Source organism: Pseudomonas sp. LB3P81, assembly GCF_054897965.1.
Genome location: NZ_JBUBVG010000001.1, coordinates 1,767,677 through 1,792,096, shown reverse-complemented (window position 1 = coordinate 1,792,096; position 24,420 = coordinate 1,767,677). Strand labels below are relative to the sequence as shown.

Annotated in this window: 27 protein-coding genes; 12 read left to right on the top strand and 15 right to left on the bottom strand. The window is 59.9% G+C overall.

The features are described 5' to 3' along the window. Positions 1 to 105: 105 nt before the first annotated feature. Positions 106 to 921 carry a UDP-2,3-diacylglucosamine diphosphatase gene (locus ACYZTL_RS08285; protein ID WP_461951375.1) on the top strand — a complete coding sequence of 272 codons (816 nt, stop codon included), beginning with the start codon at positions 106 to 108 and terminating at the stop codon, positions 919 to 921. 86 nt (positions 922 to 1,007) lie between these two features. Here ACYZTL_RS08285 and ACYZTL_RS08280 read toward each other — a convergent pair whose 3' ends face one another. Beyond that, positions 1,008 to 1,598 carry an HD domain-containing protein gene (locus ACYZTL_RS08280; protein ID WP_461951374.1) on the bottom strand — a complete coding sequence of 197 codons (591 nt, stop codon included), beginning with the start codon at positions 1,596 to 1,598 and terminating at the stop codon, positions 1,008 to 1,010. A gap of 83 nt (positions 1,599 to 1,681) precedes the next feature. Next, positions 1,682 to 1,993 carry an Mpo1-like protein gene (locus ACYZTL_RS08275; protein ID WP_461951373.1) on the bottom strand — a complete coding sequence of 104 codons (312 nt, stop codon included), beginning with the start codon at positions 1,991 to 1,993 and terminating at the stop codon, positions 1,682 to 1,684. A gap of 160 nt (positions 1,994 to 2,153) precedes the next feature. Between ACYZTL_RS08275 and ACYZTL_RS08270 the strand changes: the two genes are divergently transcribed. Next, on the top strand, positions 2,154 to 3,215 hold the full coding sequence (locus ACYZTL_RS08270; RefSeq protein ID WP_461951372.1) for an AraC family transcriptional regulator: 1,062 nt from the start codon (positions 2,154 to 2,156) through the stop codon (positions 3,213 to 3,215). Here the strand turns inward: ACYZTL_RS08270 and ACYZTL_RS08265 are convergent. Next, on the bottom strand, positions 3,172 to 4,626 hold the full coding sequence (locus ACYZTL_RS08265) for a TrkH family potassium uptake protein (RefSeq protein WP_461951371.1): 1,455 nt from the start codon (positions 4,624 to 4,626) through the stop codon (positions 3,172 to 3,174). The two genes, ACYZTL_RS08270 and ACYZTL_RS08265, sit on opposite strands and share 44 nt — an antisense overlap. 121 nt (positions 4,627 to 4,747) lie before the next feature. On the opposite strand from ACYZTL_RS08265, the gene ACYZTL_RS08260 reads away from it, so the two are divergent. Continuing rightward, positions 4,748 to 5,314, top strand: coding sequence for an NAD(P)H nitroreductase (locus ACYZTL_RS08260; protein WP_461951370.1), 567 nt, complete (start codon positions 4,748 to 4,750; stop codon positions 5,312 to 5,314). Positions 5,315 to 5,426: 112 nt separating this feature from the next. Here ACYZTL_RS08260 and ACYZTL_RS08255 read toward each other — a convergent pair whose 3' ends face one another. The 6 genes from ACYZTL_RS08255 to ACYZTL_RS08230 all read right to left on the bottom strand — a co-directional run bounded on the left by ACYZTL_RS08255 (position 5,427) and on the right by ACYZTL_RS08230 (position 9,811). Then, entirely contained in the window at positions 5,427 to 6,767 is a 1,341-nt protein-coding gene (locus ACYZTL_RS08255; RefSeq protein WP_461951369.1) for a sensor histidine kinase, read from the bottom strand. Between the two features lie 235 nt (positions 6,768 to 7,002). Further along, positions 7,003 to 7,452 (bottom strand): LTXXQ domain protein, encoded by a 450-nt coding sequence (locus ACYZTL_RS08250; RefSeq protein WP_461951368.1) that lies wholly within the window; start codon positions 7,450 to 7,452, stop codon positions 7,003 to 7,005. A gap of 268 nt (positions 7,453 to 7,720) precedes the next feature. After that, the gene (locus tag ACYZTL_RS08245; protein WP_461951367.1) at positions 7,721 to 8,398 is read right to left on the bottom strand and encodes a response regulator transcription factor; all 678 of its coding nucleotides are present in this window, start codon (positions 8,396 to 8,398) and stop codon (positions 7,721 to 7,723) included. A gap of 7 nt (positions 8,399 to 8,405) precedes the next feature. Continuing rightward, positions 8,406 to 8,804 (bottom strand): translation initiation factor 2, encoded by a 399-nt coding sequence (locus ACYZTL_RS08240; RefSeq protein WP_461951366.1) that lies wholly within the window; start codon positions 8,802 to 8,804, stop codon positions 8,406 to 8,408. Positions 8,805 to 8,913: 109 nt separating this feature from the next. Continuing rightward, on the bottom strand, positions 8,914 to 9,213 hold the full coding sequence (locus ACYZTL_RS08235) for a YciI family protein (RefSeq protein ID WP_461951365.1): 300 nt from the start codon (positions 9,211 to 9,213) through the stop codon (positions 8,914 to 8,916). Between the two features lies 1 nt (position 9,214). Continuing rightward, a complete protein-coding gene (locus ACYZTL_RS08230) occupies positions 9,215 to 9,811 on the bottom strand; it encodes a septation protein A (protein WP_461951364.1) in 597 nt (198 codons plus the stop codon). Positions 9,812 to 9,898: 87 nt separating this feature from the next. Between ACYZTL_RS08230 and ACYZTL_RS08225 the strand changes: the two genes are divergently transcribed. The 8 genes from ACYZTL_RS08225 (at position 9,899) to arfB (ending at position 17,885) form a co-directional block, all read left to right on the top strand. Beyond that, positions 9,899 to 10,762: a PHP domain-containing protein gene (locus ACYZTL_RS08225; protein WP_461951363.1), complete on the top strand. Its 864-nt coding sequence runs from the start codon at positions 9,899 to 9,901 to the stop codon at positions 10,760 to 10,762. Positions 10,763 to 10,775: 13 nt separating this feature from the next. Then, a complete protein-coding gene (locus ACYZTL_RS08220) occupies positions 10,776 to 11,405 on the top strand; it encodes an L-threonylcarbamoyladenylate synthase (protein ID WP_461951362.1) in 630 nt (209 codons plus the stop codon). Positions 11,406 to 11,468: 63 nt separating this feature from the next. Then, complete coding sequence (locus tag ACYZTL_RS08215; RefSeq protein WP_461954287.1) at positions 11,469 to 12,227, top strand: segregation and condensation protein A; 759 nt, start codon at positions 11,469 to 11,471, stop codon at positions 12,225 to 12,227. 11 nt (positions 12,228 to 12,238) lie between these two features. Further along, entirely contained in the window at positions 12,239 to 13,213 is a 975-nt protein-coding gene (scpB, locus tag ACYZTL_RS08210; protein WP_461951361.1) for an SMC-Scp complex subunit ScpB, read from the top strand. A 162-nt stretch (positions 13,214 to 13,375) separates the two neighbouring features. Further along, positions 13,376 to 13,567, top strand: a complete 192-nt coding sequence (locus ACYZTL_RS08205; RefSeq protein WP_461951360.1) for a DUF1289 domain-containing protein — start codon at positions 13,376 to 13,378, stop codon at positions 13,565 to 13,567. Between the two features lie 142 nt (positions 13,568 to 13,709). Continuing rightward, the gene (rluB, locus tag ACYZTL_RS08200; protein ID WP_461951359.1) at positions 13,710 to 14,981 is read left to right on the top strand and encodes a 23S rRNA pseudouridine(2605) synthase RluB; all 1,272 of its coding nucleotides are present in this window, start codon (positions 13,710 to 13,712) and stop codon (positions 14,979 to 14,981) included. 776 nt (positions 14,982 to 15,757) lie between these two features. Further along, complete coding sequence (locus ACYZTL_RS08195; protein WP_461951358.1) at positions 15,758 to 17,170, top strand: amino acid permease; 1,413 nt, start codon at positions 15,758 to 15,760, stop codon at positions 17,168 to 17,170. A 301-nt stretch (positions 17,171 to 17,471) separates the two neighbouring features. Next, positions 17,472 to 17,885: an alternative ribosome rescue aminoacyl-tRNA hydrolase ArfB gene (arfB, locus tag ACYZTL_RS08190; RefSeq protein ID WP_461951357.1), complete on the top strand. Its 414-nt coding sequence runs from the start codon at positions 17,472 to 17,474 to the stop codon at positions 17,883 to 17,885. Here arfB and ACYZTL_RS08185 read toward each other — a convergent pair. The 6 genes from ACYZTL_RS08185 to phhA all read right to left on the bottom strand — a co-directional run bounded on the left by ACYZTL_RS08185 (position 17,882) and on the right by phhA (position 22,348). Further along, the gene (locus ACYZTL_RS08185; RefSeq protein WP_461951356.1) at positions 17,882 to 19,081 is read right to left on the bottom strand and encodes an MFS transporter; all 1,200 of its coding nucleotides are present in this window, start codon (positions 19,079 to 19,081) and stop codon (positions 17,882 to 17,884) included. The two genes, arfB and ACYZTL_RS08185, sit on opposite strands and share 4 nt — an antisense overlap. A gap of 104 nt (positions 19,082 to 19,185) precedes the next feature. After that, positions 19,186 to 19,383 (bottom strand): hypothetical protein, encoded by a 198-nt coding sequence (locus ACYZTL_RS08180; RefSeq protein WP_461951355.1) that lies wholly within the window; start codon positions 19,381 to 19,383, stop codon positions 19,186 to 19,188. A 77-nt stretch (positions 19,384 to 19,460) separates the two neighbouring features. After that, positions 19,461 to 19,592: a hypothetical protein gene (locus tag ACYZTL_RS08175; RefSeq protein ID WP_461951354.1), complete on the bottom strand. Its 132-nt coding sequence runs from the start codon at positions 19,590 to 19,592 to the stop codon at positions 19,461 to 19,463. Between the two features lie 316 nt (positions 19,593 to 19,908). Further along, positions 19,909 to 21,102 carry an amino acid aminotransferase gene (locus ACYZTL_RS08170; protein WP_461951353.1) on the bottom strand — a complete coding sequence of 398 codons (1,194 nt, stop codon included), beginning with the start codon at positions 21,100 to 21,102 and terminating at the stop codon, positions 19,909 to 19,911. Beyond that, positions 21,102 to 21,458, bottom strand: coding sequence for a 4a-hydroxytetrahydrobiopterin dehydratase (locus ACYZTL_RS08165; protein WP_461951352.1), 357 nt, complete (start codon positions 21,456 to 21,458; stop codon positions 21,102 to 21,104). The genes ACYZTL_RS08170 and ACYZTL_RS08165 overlap by 1 nt, the downstream gene beginning before the upstream one ends. A gap of 104 nt (positions 21,459 to 21,562) precedes the next feature. Then, positions 21,563 to 22,348, bottom strand: a complete 786-nt coding sequence (phhA, locus tag ACYZTL_RS08160) for a phenylalanine 4-monooxygenase (RefSeq protein WP_461951351.1) — start codon at positions 22,346 to 22,348, stop codon at positions 21,563 to 21,565. A gap of 373 nt (positions 22,349 to 22,721) precedes the next feature. Between phhA and ACYZTL_RS08155 the strand changes: the two genes are divergently transcribed. Next, a complete protein-coding gene (locus ACYZTL_RS08155; RefSeq protein ID WP_461951350.1) occupies positions 22,722 to 24,281 on the top strand; it encodes a sigma-54-dependent transcriptional regulator in 1,560 nt (519 codons plus the stop codon). Positions 24,282 to 24,420 lie beyond the last annotated feature (139 nt).

Below are 24,420 nucleotides of genomic sequence, written 5' to 3'. Positions count from 1 at the left end.
ACACCGAGGTCGCTCCAGCGCGTTGTCACAGGACTGACTTGCCACTGTCATGGGCAATTAACCGGACCGGCGCAAGCTTGAAAAAAATATCGCAGAGGGTTGCCCATGACCAGCGCCGAGCTCGCCAAACCCAGCCGTAAGCAACGTGTACGGACCCTATGGATTTCCGATGTGCATCTGGGCACCCGGGATTGCCAGGCCGAGCATTTGTCGCAGTTTCTCAAGGGCTACCACGCGGACAAGATCTACCTGGTCGGCGATATCATCGACGGCTGGAAGCTGCGCAGCGGCATGTACTGGCCGCAGGCGCACACCAACGTGATCCGTCGCCTGTTGACCATGAGCAAGCGCGGCACCGAGGTGATCTACGTCACCGGCAACCACGACGAATTCCTGCGCCGCTATTCGAAGCTGATCCTGGGCAACATCCAGTTAGTGGACGAAGCCGTGCACGTGACCGCCGATGGCCGCCAATTGCTGGTGATCCATGGTGACCAGTTTGACGTGATCACCCGTTATCACCGCTGGCTGGCCTTTCTCGGCGATTCGGCCTACGAATTCACCTTGACCCTCAACCGCTGGCTCAACCACTGGCGTGCCCGTTATGGCTACGGTTACTGGTCGTTGTCCGCGTACCTCAAGCACAAGGTGAAAACCGCGGTCAGCTTCATCAGCGACTTCGAAGAAGCCATCGCCCACGAATGCGTTAAACGCGAACTGCACGGGGTGGTGTGCGGGCACATTCACCATGCCGAGATTCGCAAGGTCGGCGAAGTGGAATACCTCAATTGCGGGGATTGGGTGGAGTCGTGCACGGCGCTGATCGAGCATTGGGATGGCTCGATCGAGTTGTACCGGTTGGCGGATGCCCAGGCGCGGGAGGCGGAGTTGAAGGCAATGAAGGTCGCGGAGCCCGCGTAAAAAATCAAAAGATCGCAGCCTTCGGCAGCTCCTACATGGAAATGCGGTCCTCTGTAGGAGCTGCCGAAGGCTGCGATCTTTTGATCTTAGGCTGGCGAATGCTCTTCCATCGCCGCCTTGTAGATTGAATGCCTGGGATGAGCAAACAACCGCTCCATCATCGGCTCAAAGAAACTCAATGGCAGCGTGTCATACGCCGGATCAAACGCCGCCGCATCGTACTTCGCGCAGAACTCGATGGTCGCCTGATACTGCAGATGACCGCTGAACTGCTCGCGCAAATGCCGATCCATGCCCAGGTGATGGAAAAAGTAGTACCCCTGGAAGATCCCGTGTTTCTCCACCATCCACAGATTCTCGGCGCTAACGAATGGCTTGAGGATCGCTGCCGCGATGTCCGGGTGGTTGTAGGAACCCAAGGTGTCGCCGATGTCGTGAAGCAGGGCGCACACCACGTACTCTTCGTCGCGGCCATCGCGCCAGGCACGGCTGGCGGTTTGCAGGGAATGGGTCAGACGATCCACCGGGAAGCCGCCAAAATCACCCTCCAGTAATTTCAGGTGCGCCACAATCCGTGTCGGCAATTGCCTCGCATAGGCACTGAAGTCGGCGGCGATGATCGCCCAGTCTTCCTGTGTGCCTTCCTGCATGTGGGTGAAACGGGCATTGGCATTCATCGGCTATCCTCTTGTTCTTGTCGAAACGGACCTGTATCTATCAGCGCACTGGCTGTGCAGGACGCATTGCTGGCCAATCGAGCCTAGAACGGCACGCGGCCCAGAATCATGTCGCGGTACATGACGAAATCGCCAAGCAGGCTGTAAAGCGGATGTTGAAAAGTCGCAGGACGGTTCTTTTCGAAGAAAAAGTGCCCGACCCAGGCGAAGCTGTAGCCGGCCAATGGAAGGGCCAGCAGCCACAGCCAGGCCCCTTTGCCGATGGTCAGGGCCAGAATGAAAATAACCAGTGTCGTGCCAATAAAGTGCAATCGTCGGCAGGTACTGTTGCTGTGTTCACTCAGGTAATACGGGTAGAACTCGGCGAAGCTGTTGAAACGGTTGTTGTTTTCCACGACTGCGATCTCTGTGCTTATTGTTCTGACTGCAAGTTGTTCTGCGGGTAGCTTATTTGAGTCTAGAGTGATCATTGGCATCAGCCAGTGACAATGGGCGCCACTTTAGTATCCTTCGGAAATTGGCCGTAGCATGCGGCTCACCATGTCAGTAAACGCCATGAGCGAACGAACGACTTCTGCAAGCTGGGCGATGGGGATTGTCAAAGCACTGGAGATGGACGGCCTGGATTGCCGGGATCTGTTCAAGCAGCTGGGGCTCGACTACGCGTCACTGGACGATCCGGATGCGCGCTTCCCGCAAGATTCCATGACGCGACTCTGGCAGCGAGCGGTCGAGTTGTCCGGCAACCCGGCGATCGGCCTGAACATGGGCAAGGTGGTGCGACCTGCGCAGTTTCATGTGACCGGCTACGTCCTGATGTCCAGCCAGACTTTGGCCGAAGGCTTCAAGCGGTTGGTGCGTTATCAGCGAATCATTGCCGAAAGTGCGGACTTGAGTTTCCGCCTGCTGGATGAGGGCTACGCGCTGATTCTGACGGTCCACGGCGACCACTTGCCGCCGACCCGACAAAGTGCCGAAGCCTCGATGGCCTGCGCGCTGGCGTTGTGCGGCTGGCTGACCGGGCGCACCCTGCAACCGCGCAAGGTGCTGGTGCAGGGCGAACAGCCCGCCGATCTTGAACCTTATAAACAAGCCTTCCATGCGCCGATGGTGTTCAACGCGCCCTACGACGCCCTGATCTTCGAACGCGCCGACATGGAAGCACCCTTGCCGACCGCCAACGAGGCCATGGCGCTGCTGCATGACCGGTTTGCCGGCGAATACCTGGCGCGGTTTTCCGAGAGGCGCGTGACTCACAAGGCACGTCAGGTGTTGTGCCGCTTGCTGCCCCAGGGCGAGCCCAAGCGCGACACCGTGGCGCAGATTCTGCACCTGTCGCAACGGACGTTGCAGCGGCGCTTGCAGGAAGAGGGCACGAGTTTTCAGACATTGCTTGATGACACCCGACGCGAACTGGCCGAGCAATACCTCGCGCAGCCAACCATGACCCTGCTGGAAATTGCCTACCTCTTGGGGTTCGCCGATCCGAGCAATTTCTTCCGCGCCTTCCGACGCTGGTTCGACGCCACCCCCGGCGAATACCGGGTGCGGCTGATGGAAGCGCCGAACAGGGTCAGTGACGCCAGAACGCCGGAATACACAGAACAAAGACCGTAATGATCTCCAGTCGGCCGAGCAGCATGCCGAACGAGAGAATCCATTTGGCGGCATCCGGCAGGGTGGCGAAGTTGCCCGCCGGGCCAATGGTCTCGCCGAGTCCTGGCCCGACGCCGGACACGGTGCTGGCCGCGCCGGTCAGGGCGGTCATCCAGTCGACGCCGAGCAGCGACAGCAGCAAGGCGATCACGCAGATGGTGATGGCGAAGAAGAACGAAAAGGTCAGGATCGAACGCACGATCTCTTCGTCGAGGCGGTGGCCGTTGTACTTCTGCTTGATCACCGCGCGCGGGTGAATCAGCTGGTTAAGGTTGGCCTTGAGCAATATGTAGGCGACCTGGAAGCGGAAAATCTTGATCCCGCCCGCGGTCGATCCCGAGCAACCGCCGACAAACCCCAGATAAAAGAACAGCATCAGCGAGAAATTGCCCCAGAGGCTGTAGTCCCCGAGTGCGAAACCGGTGGTCGTCACTACCGACGTCACGTTCAGCGCCACATGCCGCAGCGCGTCCAGCCAATGCAGCTGGGTGGTCCACCAGTACCAGGTGGTGAGCACCAGCCATGTCACCAGCAACATGCCGAGCAAGCCTTGAACCTGCTCATCCTTGATCAGCGCCCGGCGGTTACCGCGCAAGGTCGCCACGTACAGCGTGAACGGCAGACTGCCGAGAATCATGATGACGATCGCCACCCAGTGCACCGCCGGTTGCGTCCACTTGGCCAGTGACTGATCGGAGGTGGAGAAACCGCCGGTGGAAATCGCCGACATCGCGTGGTTGATCGCATCGAACGGACTCATCCCGGCCCACCAGAACGCCAGGCTGCCGAAAATGGTGATGCCGACGTAGGCCGCTACGATCAACCGCGCCACCATGTGCGAACGGGGCATGACTTTTTCGGAACGGTCCGACGACTCGGTCTGAAACAGCCGCATACCACCGATACGCAGCAATGGCAGAATGGCGACCGCCATGCCGATAAAGCCGATGCCGCCGATCCAGTGCAGCAACGAACGCCACATCAGAATGCCGGGAGACATGTCGTCCAGACGATTGAGTACTGTCGAACCGGTGGCGGTAATGCCAGACATGCTTTCGAAGAACGAGTCGGTGTAACTGATGTGCTGGGTCAACAGGAAGGGCAGCGCGGCGAAGATGCACACCACCAGCCAGCTACTGACAGTCAGCAGGTACATGTCTCGCGGACGCAGCTGCACGTGCTCGGGACGACCGGGAATGACCAGCGCGAGGCCGGCGACAAAGGTGATCATGCTGGCCCAGAGGAACGACGGCAGGTCGCCGGTACGATCGAAAATCACCAGGGTGGCCATGGGCACGGCCATGGCGATCGCCAGCGTGATCAGGAAGAGGCCGATGATGAAACCAATGAGACGTAAGGTCGGCAACGCCATGAAGTCCGCTCGGGCTGAAAGTAAGAAGGGCGCCATTCTACCCGTGGGGTCTGCTATGTAAACCGGCACTCCTGAGGTGTTGCCGCTAGAATAGCCAAACATTTTTTTCAGGAGGTGGCCGATGCAGGCTCTCGACGCTTTGCTCAACCGTGTTTCCGTTCCACGACTGATCGACCCGGCCCCCACCGCCGAGCAGCGCGACGTGCTGTTTGCCGCCGCGATGCGTGCGCCGGACCACGGCCACTTGCAGCCTTGGCGCTTCCTGACAGTCGAAGGCGCAGCGCGTGAGCAGATGGGCGAGTTGCTGGCCGACGCCGCGAAACTGCAGGACAGCGATGTGTCCGAAGCTGCGCTAGACAAGGCGCGTAACGGCCCGCTGCGTGCACCACTGGTGGTTGTGGTGATCGCGCGGTTGCAGGATCACGCCAAATATCCGAAGTCCGAGCAACTGTTGGCGGCTGGCTGCGCGGCGCACGGGATTTTGCTGGCGGCGTATGCGCAGGGGATTGGCGCGGTGTGGCGCACGGGGGATCTGGCGTATTCGGCGCATGTGGCCAAGGGCTTGGGTTTGGCGGAAGGGGAAGAGGTGATTGCGTTTCTTTACCTGGGTACGCCGCAGAAAGAACCGCGGGTTGCGGAGAAGGTTGATCTGGCTGAATTTGTCAGCGCATGGCCCGGTAAGGCCTGAAGATCAAAAGATCGCAGCCTCGTTTCACTCGACAGCTCCTACAGGGCTAGGTGTACACCTGTAGGAGCTGTCGAGTGAAACGAGGCTGCGATCTTTTTGCATCACCACTGCACTACGGTTGGACGACGGCCCCCGGCACCAACGGCAATTCCAGACTGGCGATGAACCCGCCATCCGGATGATTGGCCAGCACCAGACTCCCGCCATGCCGCTCCGCCGCACGGCGCGCAATGGCCAATCCCAAACCATGCCCCGCCGCCGTCTGCCCCGGAGCCCGATAAAACGGCTCACCCAACTGGCTCAAATGCTCGGCATCCACGCCGGGCCCATGGTCGCGCACACTCACCACAATCCGCTCACCCTGCCGCACCGCCTGCATCTCGATCGATCGCCCCACCGGGTTGAAGCGCTGAGCGTTGCGCAGCAGGTTGTCCAAGGCGCGCTCGATCATCGTCGGCCAGCCTTTCAGGTTCAATTGCGGTTCGGCGTCGAGGCGAACGGTCTGCTCCGGCGAACCCAATTGCGCATCCTTTTGCAGCGTGTTGAGCAGCGCATTCAGGTCGACGTCTTCAGCACTGGCGTTGTCGGCATCGACCCGCGCCAGCACCAGAATCTCGCTGATCAGCGCTTCGAGCCGATCGCACTCGCGGGTCAGGCGCGGCGAGAGTTTTTCCCGCTCTTCGGGGTTGGCCCGTTCCGCCAGTGCCAGCGCAATGCGCAGCCGGGCGAGGGGCGAGCGCAATTCGTGGGACACATCTCGCAGCAGTTGCCGCTGACTGCCGATCAGGCTTTGCAGGCGCGCACCCATGCGGTTGAAGTCGTTGGCCAGCACGCCGAACTCGTCGCGACGGTTGGCCAGTTTCACCAGGCTGTTTTGTTGATAGGTGGTTTGCCCCAGATCATGCACCGCACCGCGCAGACGGCTAAGCGGGCGAGTGATGGACAGGGTCACGAACAGGCTGAACAGGGTCAGCACCACCAGCGCAATGCCCAACGCACTTAATGGCCAGAGCAGGCTTTCGCGGTGCCATGAGTCCAGCTCCGGGTGCGGAATTCGATAAATCAGAAGGTAGGTGTCGCCGGTTTTTTCGCTGGTGTACTCAGCGGTCAGACGACGCCAAGGCAGGCGCCGGTCATCGTTGTTCTGCCGTGCTTCGAAGGCGGCCGCACGGCGCGGAAAGGTGCCGCGGACGACCGGATCACCGCTCTCGTTGAGCACTTGAACGTCGATGTGATACTGACGTTTGCGCTGTTCCAGAATGTCCTGGGCGGCTTCTTCGCCTTGTGCTTCGTAGGTCTGCGTCCACTGTTCGGCCAGGGTGTTTAGGCCCGGGTGACGGCTGAGAATCCACGCATCCTGGTTGAGCATGTGCCCGAGCAGAATGGAAAGCCCTGCAACCAGAGCGATGGCCAGCCAGAAGCTGGCCAGGATACGCCAGAACAATGAGCGCACAGAAAATCCTCAAACAAACACAAAGTCCAATGTAGGAGCGAGCTGTGGCGAGGGGATTTATCCCCGTTGGGCTGCGAAGCGGCCCCCAGCATTCCTTCAGCCACACCGAGTTGTCAGGATCTACGACTGCTTCGCAGCCGAACGGGGATAAATCCCCTCGCCACAGCTCGCTCCCACAGTAGACTGAATGGAGTCAGACCCAACGGGTTCAGCCGTTGGGTCCGGGGTTAGCGCATTATTGCGCTTTTTGCGGTTGTTGCGCTTTCCAGGCCTTGAACTCGGCCCATTCGGCGCGGCGCTCAGCCTGTTTTTTCTGGATCTCGTCGAATTGCTTCTGTTGATCCGGTTTCAGCAGGGCGCGCACATCGGCCTCGGCTTTCTTGTGGTTGGCGGCCATTTCATCTTTCATGGCTTTCTGGTCGGCTGGCGAGAGTTTTTCCAGGTACTTGTCGACCACTTGCTGACGCTCGTGCATCTGCTCGCCCATGATCTTGCGGATCTGTTCGCGCTGTTCGCGGCTCAGGTCCAGTTGGCTGTACGGGCCTTTGCCGTGCATGCCGTGCATCTGACCGCCGTGGCGCGAGCCGTCCATCGGGTCACCCATCGGGCCGGCACCTTCAGGCATGGCCATGGCAACGGTCGGCAGGGCGGCAGCGAACATCAGAGCGATAAGAGTCTTGCGCATGGTGAATCTCCTTGTCTCGTTCCCGGTACGTTCCGGATGAGTTCAGATTACGGAGATCAAGGTCAGCGGCGGTCAGCGGAGCGTAAAGCTTGGGTAAAGACGATTTCTCGCCGACCTGACAAAACGCCATGTGGGGGCACCGGTCTGTGGCGAGGGAGCTTGCTCCCGCTGGACTGCGCAGCAGGCCTTCTTTTGGGGCCGCTTCGCAGCCCGACGGGAGCAAGCTCCCTCGCCACAGGATGCATTTAGCCAGTTCTTTCTCGGTTTTCTACAGGCTGTAGTAATAACCGCGGCTGCGCAGGGCGACGATACGCGGACGGCCGTCGGGGTGGGGGCCGATCTTTTTGCGCAGGTTGCTGACGTGCATGTCCAGGCTGCGGTCGTACAGGGTCAGTTTGCGGCCGAGGGCGATTTGCGCCAGTTCCTGTTTGTCCAGCGGCTCGCCAGGTTGCTTGAGCAAGGCTTCGAGCAAGCGGCTTTCGGACACGGTGAGGGTGAATTCCTGTTCATTGATGCTGACCACGCCGCGCACCGGGCTGAAACACAGGTCGCCCAGTTCGAGCTGACTGGACACCGCCGCCGGATGACTGCGGCGCAATACGGCGCGCAGGCGGGCGGTGAGTTCCCGTGGGTCGCACGGCTTGGCCAGGTAATCGTCGGCGCCCAGTTCCAGGCCGAGGATGCGGTCCAGCGGCTCGCCACGGGCCGAGAGCATCAGCACCGGCAAGTCCGGGTGATCGCTGCGCAATTGCTTGAGCAGTTCCAGACCACTGCCATCCGGCAGCATCACGTCCAGCACCACGGCGGCGGGGGAGGTTTCGGCCAAGGCGCGACGAGCGCTCTGGCCGTCGTGGCAGGCACGAACCTGGAAGCCTTCCTGGCTCAGCCAACTGACCAGCAGCTCACACAGCTCCTGATCATCATCAATTAATAACAGCTCGCTCATGACTCACTCAATTTAGCCATTGTCGACGTTTTCGACTTGCACCACTGGCGAAGATACCGCAGAGCAGGGCCAATAGCGCTACTCCCGCGCCGATCACGAACCATTGCTGCTGGTCTGTGAGAAAACGCGGCGGCGAACTGCTGGCCTGGGCTTCCTTGAGTTGCAGCTTCAGACGCTGGTTCTCCTGGCGCAACCGGCTCAGCTGAGCGCTTTCACGTTCGGCATCGGCATTTTGCAGTTGTTTGCTCAACTCTTCCCGTTGCTGTTCGCTTGTCTTCAAGCGCTGCTGCAACTCGGTGATCTGGCTGCCGGCGCTCAAGGACAGCGGGGTTGCGCTTTCTTCGCCGTGGGCAGGCGCCACGATCGACAACGTGACCAACATCAGACACAACGGACCTTTGCGCATCGGAGCTCCTGATTCCAATCGAGTATTGGGCAGGTTGTCGGCAGGCAAACGAGAATAATGAGCAATTGAGCGCGCGATGAACCGAGAAGGTTCATCGCGAGACAGAGCACTAAGGCAGGACTTGCTTGAACGGCTTGACCGAAACGTTAGCGTAGACGCCTGCGGCGATGTACGGGTCGGCGTCGGCCCAGGCCTGGGCGGCGCTGAGGGAATCGAATTCGGCGACGATCAGGCTGCCGGTGAAACCCGCAGCGCCCGGATCATTGCTGTCGACCGCCGGGTTCGGGCCGGCCAATACGATACGACCTTCGCCCTTGAGCAATTGCAGGCGTTCAAGATGTGCAGGCCGTGCGGCCAGGCGAGCTTCCAGGGAGTTGGCGACGTCTGTGGCAATGATTGCGTAAAGCATGTCAGTCCTCGGTTTTTGGCGTGGTGGTTTCGGCGTCGTGCAGGTGGCGGGACAGGTAAATGCCCTGAGCGACCAGGAACAGCAACGTCATGCCCAGGCTGCCGAAGACTTTGAAGTCGACCCAGTACTCCTGGAACGTGAACGCGACGAACAGGTTGGCGGCACCGCAAAACAGGAAGAACGCGATCCAGGCGATGTTCAGGCGGGTCCAGACCTGGTCCGGCAGGGCCAGCGCGTGGCCCATGATCCGCTTGATCAGCAGTTGGTCACCGATGAAGTGGCTGCCGATGAACGCCAGGGCAAACAGCCAGTTGACCACCGGCGCTTTCCATTTCAGGAAGGTTTCGCTGTGGAACGCCAGGGTCAGGCTGCCGAAGACCAGGCAGGCAATGAGGGTCAGCCACTGGCTCTTTTCCAGCTTGCGCTGCTTGATGAAGAGCGTGCCATAGACGACCAGGGAGCTGATGATCAGCATCGCGGTGGCGCTGTAGATGCCACCGACAGTCAGTTGATGACCGCCAATGTCAACGACCCGTGGGTCGATCTTGAAAACAATGAAAAACAGCAGAAGCGGGATGAAATCGATGAATTGTTTCACAGTGGCAGCCAGAAGCAGGATGTGGCGGCATAATAACAAACATATGGGCGCGCGATAGCGCCAGCTGATTTGAGGTTACACATCCCCGTGAATGTTGATTTGCACTGCCATAGCACGGCCTCCGATGGCGCCCTGGCGCCTGCGGTTCTGGTTGCGCGTGCGTTCGAGAAAGGCGTGCGAGTCCTGGCCTTGACCGATCACGACACCCTCGAGGGCCTCGACGAAGCCCGCAGTGCGGCAACAGCGATGGGGATGCAACTGGTCAACGGCGTCGAATTATCCTGCACCTGGGGTGGTGCGACCATTCACGTGTTGGGTTACGGATTTGATGTGAATGCGCCGCCGTTGGTCGAGGCCATCGCCAGATTGCACGATGGCCGCTGGCTACGGTCCGAAGAAATAAGTCGCAAGCTCGCGTTGAAAGGCATGCCGGGTGCGCTGGAAGGTGCACGAGCCATTCAGCAGGAACTGGGCGACAGCGGTAACGCGCCGGCCCGCCCGCACTTCGCCGACTGGATGGTGCGCGAAGGTTTCGTCAAGGATCGCGCCGAAGCGTTCCGCAAATGGCTGGGCGCCGGCAAGCTGGGGGACGTCAAGCAACACTGGCCGACCCTGGAAGAAACGGTCGAAACCCTGCGTGCAGCGAAAGCCTGGGTGAGTCTGGCGCATCCCTGGCACTACGAATTCACACGCAGCAAGCGTCGCCGCCTGATTGCCGACTATATTCAAGCAGGCGGCCACGCGATCGAAGTGGTCAATGGCCATCAGCCCGCCGAGCAAGTGGGCAGCCTGGCGATTCTTGCCCGCGAGTTCGGTCTGCTGGTCAGCGCCGGCAGTGATTTTCATGGACCTGGAGGCTGGTCCGAGATCGGTGAGTACCGCCCGCTCCCGGAGGATCTGCCACCACTGTGGTGTCGATTCAAACATGACCCAAATATTGCCGCCGTCTGAACAGGTAGAGAATGTGAGTCAATTTTTCCAGATTCATCCGGAAAACCCGCAAGCGCGCCTGATCAAACAGGCTGTCGAGATCATCCGCAGCGGCGGGGTGGTGATTTATCCCACAGACTCGTCCTACGCCATTGGCTGCCAGATCGGCGACAAGAATGCCGTGGAGCGCGTGCGCCGGTTGCGTCAACTGGATGAAAAGCACAACTTCGCGCTGATTTGCAGCGACCTGTCGCAGCTGGGGCTGTTTGCCAAGATCGACACCGGCACGTTCCGCCTGCTCAAGGCGCACTTGCCGGGGCCTTACACCTTCATTCTCAACGCCACCCGCGAAGTCCCGCGGCTGTTGTTGCACCCGAAAAAACGCACTATCGGCCTGCGCGTGCCCAGCCACCCGATTGCCCTGGCGCTGCTGGAAGAGCTCGGCGAGCCGCTGATGAGCGTGACGCTGATCATGCCTGGCGACACCGATCCGCTGACCGATCCGTATGAAATGCGCCAGTTGCTCGAGCATCAGGTCGACCTGATCATCGACGGCGGCTTCGGCGGAATCAAGGCATCCACCGTGATCAGCCTCGCCGACGGCGAGCCGGAAGTGATCCGCGTCGGTTGCGGCGACCCGACGCCGTTCATGGCCGAGGCGTAGATGTCTGCAATAGAACCCGTTGTCGACAGTCAGGCCGGCGCCCAGCAAGAGCTGCCCTTCGCCATGGTCTATGGCCAGGCGGTTCTGGAAATGCCGTTGGACCTGTACATCCCGCCGGATGCGCTCGAGGTGTTTCTTGAGGCCTTCGAAGGCCCGCTCGACCTGCTGCTGTACCTGATCCGCAAACAGAACATCAACATCCTCGACATTCCGGTGGCGGAAATCACCCGCCAGTACATGGGCTATGTCGAGTTGATGCAGTCGGTGCGCCTGGAACTGGCCGCCGAGTACCTGGTGATGGCCGCGATGCTGGCCGAGATCAAGTCGCGGATGCTGTTGCCGCGAGCCGAAACCATTGAAGACGAAGAAGACGATCCGCGCGCCGAGCTGATCCGCCGCTTGCAGGAATACGAACGCTTCAAGGCGGCCGCCGAAGGCATCGATGGCCTGAGTCGCGTCGGTCGTGATGTGGTGGTGCCCAAGCTGGATGCCCCGGAAGCCCGGGCGCGCAAGCTGTTGCCGGACGTGAGTCTGGAAGAGTTGCTGATGTCCATGGCCGAGGTCCTGCGCCGTGGCGATATGTTCGAAAGTCACCAGGTCAGCCGCGAGGCGCTGTCCACCCGCGAGCGCATGAGCGATGTGCTGGAGCGGCTCAAGGGCGGCGGTTTCGTGCCGTTTGTCGAGCTGTTCACTGCCGAAGAAGGGCGTTTGGGTGTCGTGGTGACCTTTATGGCGATCCTCGAACTGGTCAAGGAATCTTTGGTCGAGCTGGTGCAGAATGAGCCGTTCGCGGCGATCCACGTGCGAGCCCGAGCCGAATAACGAGTTGAATCATGAACCTGACTGAACCCCGCGAGCTGGCGCCGCTGCTTGAAGCCTTTCTGTTGGCCTCGGGAAAACCGCAATCGCTTGAACGCCTGTTCGAACTCTTCGAAGAGGGTGAGCGCCCCGAGCCGCCAGTCTTCAAGAAAGCCCTGACGATTCTGGCCAAGTCCTGCGACGGTCGTGCCTTCGAGCTGAAGGAAGTCGCCTCCGGCTATCGCCTGCAGATCCGCGAAAAGTTCTCGCCGTGGGTAGGACGTTTGTGGGAAGAACGCCCGCAGCGTTATTCCCGGGCCATGCTCGAAACCATGGCGCTGATCGCCTATCGCCAGCCGATCACCCGGGGCGAGATCGAAGATGTGCGGGGCGTGGCGGTCAACAGTCATATCGTCAAAACGTTGCTGGAGCGGGAGTGGATTCGCATCGTCGGCTATCGTGACGTGCCGGGTAAGCCGGCGATGTTTGCCACGACCAAGGCGTTTCTCGATCACTTCAACCTGAAGAATCTTGACGATTTGCCGCCGCTCGCCGCGCTGCGTGAGCTGGAGCCTGACCCGGTACTCGACTTCGACGACGCGCCGGTGCCGGCCGGGTTGCAGGAACTGGCGGATGCCAGCGCCGAGCCGGAAGAACCCAAGGAAGAAACCAGTTTCCATACGTTGTTGCTGGAACTGGACACCATGGAGGAGGGGCTCAAGACCGACTTTGATGACATTTTGCGCGATGGCGAGATGAGCGCGACCGAAGAGGTTTTGGCGCAGCCGGAGCCGGTCATTGAAGTTGAATTTCAAGTCGAACCAGAAGCCATCGTCGAAGAAGAGCTGGAAGATGACGTGCTCGGCATCGCCGAAGCGCGCGAAAAACTCCTGGCCGCCGTCGCCGCACTCGAACAGCCGAAACCCGAGCCCGAGTTGTCCGACGAAGAAGCCGAAGCCTTGGCCCTCGCCGAAGCCATCGAGGCCGAACGCCGCGAATTCGAAGACTGACCCGAATCTTGTGGACACTGAATAACCCCTGTGGGAGCGGCGGTGCGACGATTCGACTTGCTCGCGAATGCGGAGGGTCAGTCAAAGTTGATGTTGATTGACACACCGCATTCGCGAGCAAGCCCGCTCCCACAGTGGATCGCGTTGATAGGAATATCTGCGATGAGCTCATCCAAAGACCCCTGCATCAGCCTCTGCAAATTCACCGATGACATCTGCCTCGGCTGCGGTCGCAGCAAGCGCGAGATCAAGGCCTGGAAGAAGCTCGACAAGGTCGACAAGCGCACAGTCCTCGCCGAAGCGGCATTGCGCCTGATCAAACTCGGCGCCACCGGTCGGCGGAAATCCAGGTAACTGGCCATTCATCAGCTAGTCTCTGATGCGCGAACGCTCCCATGAGCGTATGATTCGCGACCCTCCGGCGATCCCTTCGCCCGAGAACCTGCTTTCAACTCTTCAGGCCAGGCCTGAACAGACCACACCGGGAGGTGCCCAGATGAGTATCAACGACCAGAAAGACGACCAGGAAATCGGCCCAGCAGGCGAAAAACTGCAGAAAGTCCTCGCCCGTATCGGCGTCGGCTCGCGCCGTGACGTAGAAGCCTGGATCAGCCACGGCCGCATCAAGGTCAACGGCAAAGACGCCACCCTCGGGCAGCGCGTCGACATGCACGACGCCATTACCATTGATGGCAAGGTGATCAAGCGCGAGGAAGCCGCCGAGTCGGTACGCCGCGTGATCATGTACAACAAGCCCGACGGTGAAATCTGCACCCGCCTTGACCCGGAAGGCCGCCCAACCGTTTTCGACAAGATGCCACGCCCCAAAGAAGGTCGCTGGATCAACATCGGTCGTCTGGACATCAACACCACCGGTCTGCTGATGTTCACCACTGACGGCGAACTGGCCAACCGCCTGATGCACCCTTCCTACGAAATGGACCGTGAATACGCGGTACGTGTCCGTGGCGAAGTCGATGACGAGATGATCGAGCGCTTGAAAGCAGGCGTCGTCCTCGAAGACGGCCCGGCCAAGTTCACCGACATCAAGCAAGCACCAGGTGGCGAAGGCTTCAACCACTGGTACCACTGCGTGGTGATGGAAGGTCGCAACCGCGAAGTTCGTCGTCTGTGGGAATCCCAGGGCCTGGTGGTCAGCCGTCTGAAGCGTGTGCGCTTCGGTCCGGTGTTCCTCAACTCCGACCTGCCGATGGGTCGCTGGCGCGAAATGAGCCAGTACGAAGTCGACATTCTGAGTGCGGAAGTGGGCCTGACGCCTGTGGCCATGCCGCAGATGAACGCCAAGAGCAAAGACAAACTCGACCGTATGCAGCGTAAATCGTCGCGTCCGATGGGCAAGACCGAGCGCGTGCGTTCGTTGCGTCCTGCCATCGGTAACCAGTCCGCTGCTACACCGCGCGATACCCGTGAACCGCATATCGAAGGCGAGCGTCCAGCCCGCAAACCAGCAGCGCCACGCGCTGATGGCGAGCGCGGTTCACGCACGCCACGTCCGGCCAACGGTCGCACTGAACGTGGCGAAGGCCGCGGTGCGCCAAGCGGTGGTCGCAGCGATCGCGGTGCTCCAGCTGGTCGCGGTACACCAGTGGCCGATCGTCCGTCCGACACCAAGCGCCCGGCCAAACCGGCACCGAAGAAACGCCCGGGCATCGTCCTGGTTGACAAGGATGCGCCATCGGGCAAGCGCCGTGGCGCGCCAGCCGGTTCGGGTCAGCGTCCGGGCTTTGGTCGTCGCAAGCCTGAGTAATTGGTGAGCGGTACATAAAAAACGCCAACCTTCGGGTTGGCGTTTTTTTTTGCCCGGGCTTTAGCTCTGTGGTGTTCTCAAAGGCCTCTTCGCGGGCAAGCCCGCTCCCACATTGACTAGTGTTGTTGCGCGATTTTGTGGTCAACGCAAAACCCTGTGGGAGCGGGCTTGCCCGCGAAGGCGTCAGTGGGAGCACTGCCAAAGGCAGGGTGGAAAACGGTTGTTACGCCTCGTAAAGAAAACCTGACGATTTCTGCCGATTGACCCCGAGAAACCACTCTCCCGCGATAGCTGTAAGAAATTTCTTCCGCTCCATAAGCGTTTAGGTCTTTTTCATCGCTCTGGCCCGCTTGTTTCACCGCCCCATGCAGGGTGAGATGCGTCCCATGCCTGTCGTGCAGGTGCATAACAAAAAGGAGGCGCAATGTACGCCGTGACTCATCTCCACCTCTCCCCGTGGGGCGGTTTTCCCATCGCTCACGCCGACGACCCGCAAAGGTCTGACTCCATTTTTGCAGCCGCCCGAAACCCTCGAGGCGGACACAGGCAATCCCGGCAACCGACGCGCTGATCCAGCGGGTCTGGCAGCAGGGGGTTGGCGGTGTACAATGCGCCGCGTTTTACCTGTGACCTCCTGCGCAGCTGCGCAAACCTCAAGGCTACCCGCCTTGTTCACTCCGCCACGTCACGAGCGTGTCGGGTTCGATTTCGTCACAGATAAAAACAAACAGGTGACGCATGACCGTTGCAAATACGCTGAACGTGGGGCCCTTTTCATGAGTGGACAAAACTCGCATTCAGGCGAGCTGAAACGCGGCCTGAAGAATCGTCATATTCAACTGATCGCCCTCGGTGGCGCGATTGGTACCGGCCTGTTCCTCGGCTCGGCCGGTGTACTGAAATCCGCTGGCCCGTCGATGATCCTCGGCTACGCCATCTGCGGCTTCATTGCCTTCATGATCATGCGCCAGCTCGGCGAAATGATCGTCGAAGAGCCCGTAGCCGGTTCCTTCAGCCACTTCGCCCACAAATACTGGGGTGGTTTCGCCGGGTTCCTGTCGGGCTGGAACTGCTGGATTCTGTACATTCTGGTGGGCATGTCGGAGCTGACCGCGGTCGGCAAATACATCCATTACTGGGCGCCGGAGATCCCGACCTGGGTCTCGGCCGCCGGGTTCTTCGTGCTGATCAACCTGATCAACCTCGCCAACGTCAAAGTCTTCGGTGAGGCTGAGTTCTGGTTCGCAATCATCAAGGTCGTGGCGATCGTCGGCATGATTGCCCTGGGCAGCTACCTGCTGGTCAGCGGTCACGGCGGCCCGCAAGCGTCGGTCAGCAACCTGTGGTCCCATGGCGGTTTCTTCCCGAACGGCGTCAGCGGTCTGGTGATGGCCATGGCGATCATCATGTTCAGCTTCGGCGGCCTGGAAATGCTCGGCTTCACCGCGGCTGAAGCGGACAAACCGAAAACCGTGATCCCGAAAGCGATCAACCAGGTGATCTACCGCATCCTGATTTTCTACATCGGTGCGCTGGTTATTCTGCTGTCGCTGACTCCGTGGGACAGCCTGCTGGCGACCCTTAACGCGTCCGGCGATTCCTACAGTGGCAGCCCGTTCGTGCAAGTGTTCTCGATGCTCGGCAGTAATACTGCGGCGCACATCCTCAACTTCGTGGTACTGACCGCGGCGCTGTCGGTGTACAACAGCGGCACCTATTGCAACAGTCGCATGTTGCTGGGCATGGCCGAGCAGGGCGATGCGCCGAAAGCCCTGGCGAAGATCGACAAGCGCGGCGTGCCGGTGCGTTCGATCCTGGCGTCGGCTGCTGTGACGCTGATCGCGGTGCTGCTGAACTACCTGATCCCGCAAAACGCGCTGGAACTGTTGATGTCGCTGGTGGTGGCCACGTTGGTGATCAACTGGGCGATGATTAGCTTCTCGCATTTCAAATTCCGTCAGCACATGAACAAGACTAAACAGACGCCGCTGTTCAAGGCGTTGTGGTACCCGTACGGGAACTACATCTGCCTGGCGTTCGTGGTGTTTATCCTTGGTGTGATGCTGCTGATCCCGGGCATCCAGATCTCGGTGTATGCGATTCCGGTGTGGGTCGCGTTCATGTGGGTGTGCTACGGCATCAAGAACAAGCGCAGCGCGCAGCAGGTGTTGCAGGCTGCGGTGAAATAACGCAGCGCGCAGACACAACAAACCCGGCCATGTGCCGGGTTTGTTGTTTTCAGCCTCACTCAAAACCCTGTGGGAGCGAGGCTCTGTGGCGAGGGGATTTATCCCCGTTCGGCTGCGAAGCAGTCGTAAAAAAGTTGCATACGGTGTATCTGATCCAACGTAGTTGCTGGTTTTGGGGCTGCTTCGCAGCCGAACGGGGATAAATCCCCTCGCCACAGAGGCCCGCTCCCACAGTTGATCTTCGGCGTGCCGGGTATCTGATTCGCGGTATCCTGCGCGTTCTGAATACGGACGCTTTTCCATGCTGGTGATTTCCAACAACGTGCATCTGCCGGATGCCGAGATTGAGTTGACGGCCATTCGCGCCCAAGGCGCCGGTGGGCAGAACGTCAACAAGGTCTCCAGCGCCGTGCACCTGCGCTTCGACATTCCGGCCTCGTCCTTGCCCGAGTTCTACAAGGAGCGGCTGCTGGCGTTGCGGGACAGTCGCATCACCAGCGAAGGGGTGTTGATCATCAAGGCCCCGCAATACCGGACGCAGGAGGCCAATCGCGCCGATGCGCTGGAGCGGCTGACCGAGTTGATCCTCAGCGCCACCAAGGTCGAAAAGAAACGCCGTCCGACCAAGCCGACTCTCGGCTCGAAAAAGCGTCGGCTCGAATCCAAGACCAAACGCGGCAGCATCAAAGCCGGGCGCGGCAAGGTCGACTTCTAGCGCGCAGCTCTTTCTTCGCGGTGCTTGGGTGCTTGCCTGTATAGGTAAATGCTTAAAGCCAAACCGCTCAGCGCGGCAATCGCGGCGAACAGGAAGATCGAAGCAAAACCAAATCCGGCCGCAATCGCCCCCGCCAACGGCCCGGTAATCCCCAGCGACAAATCGATGAACAGTGAGTAAGCCCCAACCGCCGCACCACGGCTCGACGCCGGCACCAGATTGACCGCTTCCACACCCAGCGCCGGGAACACCAGCGAAAAACCGAAGCCACTCAGTGCCGCACCCGCCAGTGCCCAATGGGCATCCGGTGCCAGCCACAACAGCAACAGGCCCAGGGTTTCCACCGACAGACAGGCAATCGCCACGCGGAAACCGCCGAGACGGTTGATCAGATTGCCGAACAACAGCCGCGCGCTGATGAAGCTTGCGCCGAACAGGCTCAGGCACAGCACGGCGTTGTCCCAGTGTTGCGTGGCGTAATACAGGGTGATGAAGGTGGCGATGGTGCCGAAGCCGATCGAGCCCAGCGCCAGGCCACAACCATGCGGCAACACCCGACCCAGCACATGCATGAACGGCAAACGTTCACCAACCACAATCGGCGCAGCGGTTTTCGGCCAGGCCAGCGCCAGGCCCAGTACGGCCAGCAACACGATGCTGACGCCCATGCTCCACAAACCCAACTGGCTGACCAGCAACACACCCAGCGGCGCGCCGACGGCCAACGCGCCGTAACTGGCGATGCCGTTCCAGGAGATGACTTTGGCGGTATTCGCGGCGCCGACCCGGCCGATGCCCCAGCCAATCGAGCCGGAACCCACCAGGCTTTCCGCGCTGCCAAGCACCAGACGACCGATCAACAGGCTGATCAGACTCAACGTCGGCACGGTTTGGGTCCAGGCCGAAACCAACATGAACACACCACTCAAACCGCAACCGGCAAGGCCATACATCACCGCCAGTTTGCAGCCCTTGTTGTCGATGATTTTCCCGGCGTAAGGACGGCTGAGCAGGGTGGCCAGGTATTGCACGCTGATCACCAGGCCGGCGACCACGGCACCGAAACCCAAATCGCTGTGGACGTAGCCGGGCAATACGGCCAAGGGAATGCCGATATTGAGGTAGCCGATAAAGGTAAAGAGGACGATGGAAACGACTTGCAGCGTGACCGCCAGGGGGCGCTGGTTTTCAGACATGGGTAAAGGTCCACGGGAAAGCAGGATAGATAGGCTGCTTATGATAGCGGCGCGAACGGCCGTGGGGCGGGGAAAAGTAAAACTATTTGCCGGGCGGCGGTGATTCAGGGCTTGGCGGGGGCGACCAGTTGCGTCGTGACCAGAGCGGCCAAGGCATTTTCTTCGCTGCCGAAACGGGCGAGCAAGGTGGCTTGTTTCTCGGGGGACAGGCGATTCCAGATCTCGATCATCTTCTCGGCGGTGCCGATCAGGACGCTGGCCTGCTGCTCTTCATTAAAAGTAGGAGAGAATTCGTCGGTCATGGTTGTGGAACTCGAGGTTCAGGCAGTGTGGAAAGCGCATGTTAGCGCTTTCCACACGGTCTGGCATTGCGGGTGTTTCAGTCTTCGCTGTCAGCCTGGCGGCGTTCAGTGGCTTCCTTCGGCTCGGGCTGTTGGGCGCCGGCTTGTTGCGGGGGTGTCTGCTCAGGTTCGTGCAGGCTTGGGAAGGGGAGATTAGGGATCTCGTGCATGTTTCGCGCTCCTCGCAAAGTCTGTTGATAGTTCTGGTAGATCCGCGCTTTTACAAAGCCTGAGAAGGATACAGCAGGAGAAATGACAAAAAGACTTTTATATCCATTTGTTTCGACGGATGGGGTTGTCTAGACAGGTCTGTCAGAGATTTGCGAAACCACTGTGGCGAGGGAGCTTGCTCCCGCTGGGCTGCGAAGCGGCCCCATGCAGATAATGAATTGTTTCTGATAGATCACGGTTGCATTGATTGCGACCGCTGCGCGCTCGAGCGGGAGCAAGCTCCCTCGCCACAAGGGAGCTCGCCGTTGCAGCGGGTTACTTGCAGACTTCAGCGATTGCCTCGGCCAACAGATCCAGGCGTGTCGCATCAATACCCGCCACGTTCGCCCGGCCAGTGCCGACCATGTAAACGCTGTGGTGATCACGCAGCTGTTTAACCTGAGCAGGCGTCAACCCGGTGTAGGAAAACATTCCGCGCTGTACACCAATATGCGCAAAGCGATCGCGCAAACCGTGAGGTTCCAGCGCTTCCACCAGACCGCTGCGCAGTTGCGCGATACGCAAACGCATGGCTTCCACTTCGTCGGCCCAGAGACTTTTCAGCTCCGGATCACCAAGAATCGTTGCCACCACGGCCGCGCCATGATCCGGCGGAGTCGACCACAGGTTGCGGGCGATGTTGGCCAGTTGACTGCGAATATCCACCAGCTTCTCGGCTGTCTTCGCGCAGACAATCAATGCCCCCGTGCGATCCCGGTAAAGGCCGAAGTTCTTCGAGCAGGAACTGGTGATCAGCACTTCCGGCAACGCGTCAGCGAACAACCGGGTCGACCACGCATCCTGTTCCAAGCCATCGCCGAAGCCCTGATAGGCGAAGTCGATCAACGGCACCAGATCACGATGCCGCACCACGTCCAGCACGCGGTGCCAGTCGTCATGGGACAGATCGAACCCGGTCGGGTTATGGCAGCAGGCGTGCAACAAAACCACGTCGCCCTTCGGCGCTTCATTGAGCACCGCCAGCATCGCTTCAACATCGAGACGGTTATCGCTGCCGACATAAGGGTAATGATTAACCTTGACCCCGGCCGTGGTGAAAATGGTTTCGTGAATCGGCCAGGTCGGGTTGCTCAGCCACACGCCGCGCCCCGGCAGGCACTGGGCGATGAAGTCCGCGCTCAAGCGCAACGCACCGGTGCCGCCCGGGGTCTGGGTGACGCCGGCCCGTTGTTCGGCGATCAGCGCAGAATCGGCGCCAAGCACCAACTCATTGATGACTTTGCCGAACGCCGGTTCGCCGTGACCGCCGATGTAGGTTTTGGTGGTCTGACGATCCACCAGGCGCTGCTCGGCGAGCTTTACGGCCTGGGGAATCGGCGTCAGGCCGAAGGCATCCTTGTAGACGCCCACGCCAAGGTCGAATTTGCGCGGGTTGGGGTCCTGCGCATAGGCCTCCATCAGGCCGAGAATCGGGTCGCCGGGTACTCGACCTATGGCGTCGAAATGCATTATTTACGGCCCTCGGCGTCCTTGGCCACTTCGTCAGTGCGCGCGGCCATGATGAAATCGTTGCGGTGCAGGCCCTTGATGGAGTGGCTCCACCAGGTCACGGTGACTTTGCCCCATTCGGTCAGCAGGCCCGGGTGGTGACCTTCAGCCTCGGAGATTTCCCCGACTGCGTTGGTGAACGCCAGCGCGTGCTTGAAGTTCTTGAACAGGAAAACCTTTTCCAGCTGCATGATGCTGTCGCGAACTTCGATGTTCCAGTCGGGGATCTGCTTGATCAGTACCGGCAGCTCTTCGTCGCTGACTTGCGGGGCGCCGGCCTGGCAGGCTTCGCAATGGGCTTGGTTCAATGTGGACATGATGTGTTCCTGAAATCGAATTATTGGAAATCGGCCGTCAGTGTTTCCACGCTAAACCAAAGCGTCGATTCCTGACAGGCTCACTTGATTCTAAAAGCTACGGATCACGCGGCTTTCGGCGGAAACTTCGGTGCGTGCAAGCCCAGCTGCATGCCTTGCTTGACCATGCCCATGATGTCTTCGTGGGCCAGGTCGAACAAACGCTTGAGGTTCGGCAGGACAAAGTACAGCGGCTGCAGGATGTCGATGCGGTATGGCGTGCGCATGCATTCCAGCGGATCGAACGCCTGATGCTCAGGTTCGTCCGACAGGCAGTAAACGGTTTCTTTCGGCGAGGAGAGAATGCCGCCGCCGTAAATGCGCTGGCCTTGTGGTGTATCGACCAGACCGAACTCGATGGTCATCCAGTAAAGACGCGCCAGGTACACGCGTTCTTCCTTGGAAGCCTGTAGGCCGAGTTTGCCGTAGGTGTGGGTGAATTCAGCGAACCAGGGGTTGGTCAGCAGCGGACAGTGGCCAAAGATCTCGTGGAAAATGTCCGGCTCTTGCAGGTAATCCAGCTCTTCGCGGGTACGAATAAACGTCGCCACCGGGAACTGCTTGTTGGCGAGCAATTCGAAAAAGGTCTGGAAGGGAATCAGCGCGGGAACCCGGGCCACCTGCCAGCCGGTGGTTTCACCGAGGACTTTGTTGATTTCGCCGAGTTGCGGGATGCGGTCGTGGGGCAGACCGAGTTTTTCGATACCGTCCAGGTATTCCTGGCACGCACGCCCTTCGATCACTTTCAGTTGGCGAGTGATCAGCGTGTTCCACACCGCGTGTTCTTCGGCGGGGTAGTCGATAAAACCTTGCGCATCGGGCTCGCGAGCCACGTATTGCGTCTGCTTCATGCTGCTCTCCTGCTAGGGGATTTCGTTCTTGTTATGTCCTGCTATGGACTCAGAAATACCTCAAGGATTGCGCCGTTGCAGCACCTCAGTCCTGTGGCGCGTAGGAAAAATCGTTGGTTTTCGTAAAGTTATCGTTACGGATTGGCTGCTGTGGCGCTGCGCTTGAGATTTCAGGGTTTGAAAAGGCTCGCAGGTGTCACATAATCTTGACGACTAAATGAGCAGCTCAGCAAAAAACTCGTCCGGGTGCACTGCAATTCCAAGGTGGGAGCAACTGTCTTGATGACCTTTTTTTGAAGGCTTCTTGATAGACAGCAGTGTTCCCACAGGTTGCGTGCCTGGCATCAACTCACCGCTTTTTTCGGGCCTTCATATGCGTATCAAAGTTCACTGCCAGAACCGCATCGGCATCCTTCGCGACATTCTCAACCTGCTGGTCGAGTACGGGATCAACGTCGCTCGCGGCGAGGTCGGTGGTGAGCATGGCAACGCGATTTACCTGCATTGTCCGAACCTGATCAACATTCAGTTCCAGGCGCTGCGTCCGAAATTCGAGTCGATTGCCGGGGTCTTTGGCGTCAAGCGTGTAGGGCTGATGCCCAGCGAGCGTCGGCACATGGAGCTCAATGCTTTGCTCGGCGCCCTGGAATTTCCGGTTTTGTCGATCGACATGGGCGGTTCGATCGTCGCGGCGAACCGTGCGGCGGCGCAGTTGCTCGGGGTGCGTGTCGATGAGGTGCCGGGGATTCCGTTATCGCGTTATGCCGAGGATTTCGATTTGCCGGAGCTGGTGCGCGCCAACAAGTCGCGGATCAACGGGCTGCGGGTCAAGGTCAAGGGCGACGTGTTTCTGGCCGACATCGCGCCGCTGCAATCGGAGCACGACGACAGCGAAGCCATGGCCGGCGCGGTACTGACGCTGCATCGTGCCGATCGGGTAGGGGAGCGCATCTACAACGTACGCAAACAGGAGCTGCGCGGGTTCGACAGCATCTTCCAGAGTTCGAAAGTGATGGCCGCTGTGGTGCGTGAAGCCCGGCGCATGGCGCCGCTGGATGCGCCGCTATTGATAGAAGGCGAAACCGGCACCGGTAAAGAATTGTTGGCGCGGGCCTGTCACCTGGCCAGTCCGCGGGGGCAATCGCCGTTGATGGCGCTCAACTGCGCCGGTCTGCCGGAATCGATGGCCGAGACTGAGCTGTTCGGCTACGGCCCCGGCGCATTCGAAGGCGCCCGTGCCGAAGGCAAGCTCGGGCTGCTGGAGCTGACGGCGGGCGGAACGCTGTTTCTCGATGGCGTCGGGGAAATGAGTCCGCGCTTGCAGGTGAAATTGCTGCGATTCCTGCAGGACGGTTGCTTCCGTCGTGTAGGCAGTGATGAAGAGGTTTATCTGGATGTGCGAGTGATCTGCGCCACTCAGGTCGACCTGTCGGAATTGTGCGCGCGAGGCGAGTTCCGCCAGGATTTGTATCACCGCTTGAACGTGCTGTCGTTGCACATCCCGCCGCTGCGCGAATGCCTGGATGGTTTGACGCCGCTGGTGGAGCACTTCCTCGATCAGGCCAGTCGGCAGATCGGTTGCCCGCTGCCGAAACTGGCGCCGGCGGCTATGGAGCGGCTCAGTCACTACCATTGGCCGGGTAACGTTCGGCAGTTGGAAAACGTGCTGTTCCAGGCGGTTTCGTTGTGCGAGGGCGGGACGGTCAAGGCTGAACACATTCGCTTGCCGGACTATGGCGTGCGTCAGCCGCTTGGCGATTTCTCGCTCGAGGGCGGGCTGGATGCGATTGTCGGGCGTTTTGAAAAAGCGGTGCTGGAGCGTTTGTATTCAGAGCATCCGAGCAGTCGGCAACTGGGCAAGCGGTTGGGGGTTTCGCATACGACCATTGCCAATAAATTGCGTGAGTATGAGGTTGGCAAGGACAACAGCTGAAGATCAAAAGATCGCAGCCTTCGGCAGCTCCTACATTGGGATGGCGTAATTCCTGTAGGAGCTGCCGAAGGCTGCGATCTTTGCCGCGAAGCGGCATAACACCGCCGGTTTTTCGACTCGACACAATCCCCCATTCCCC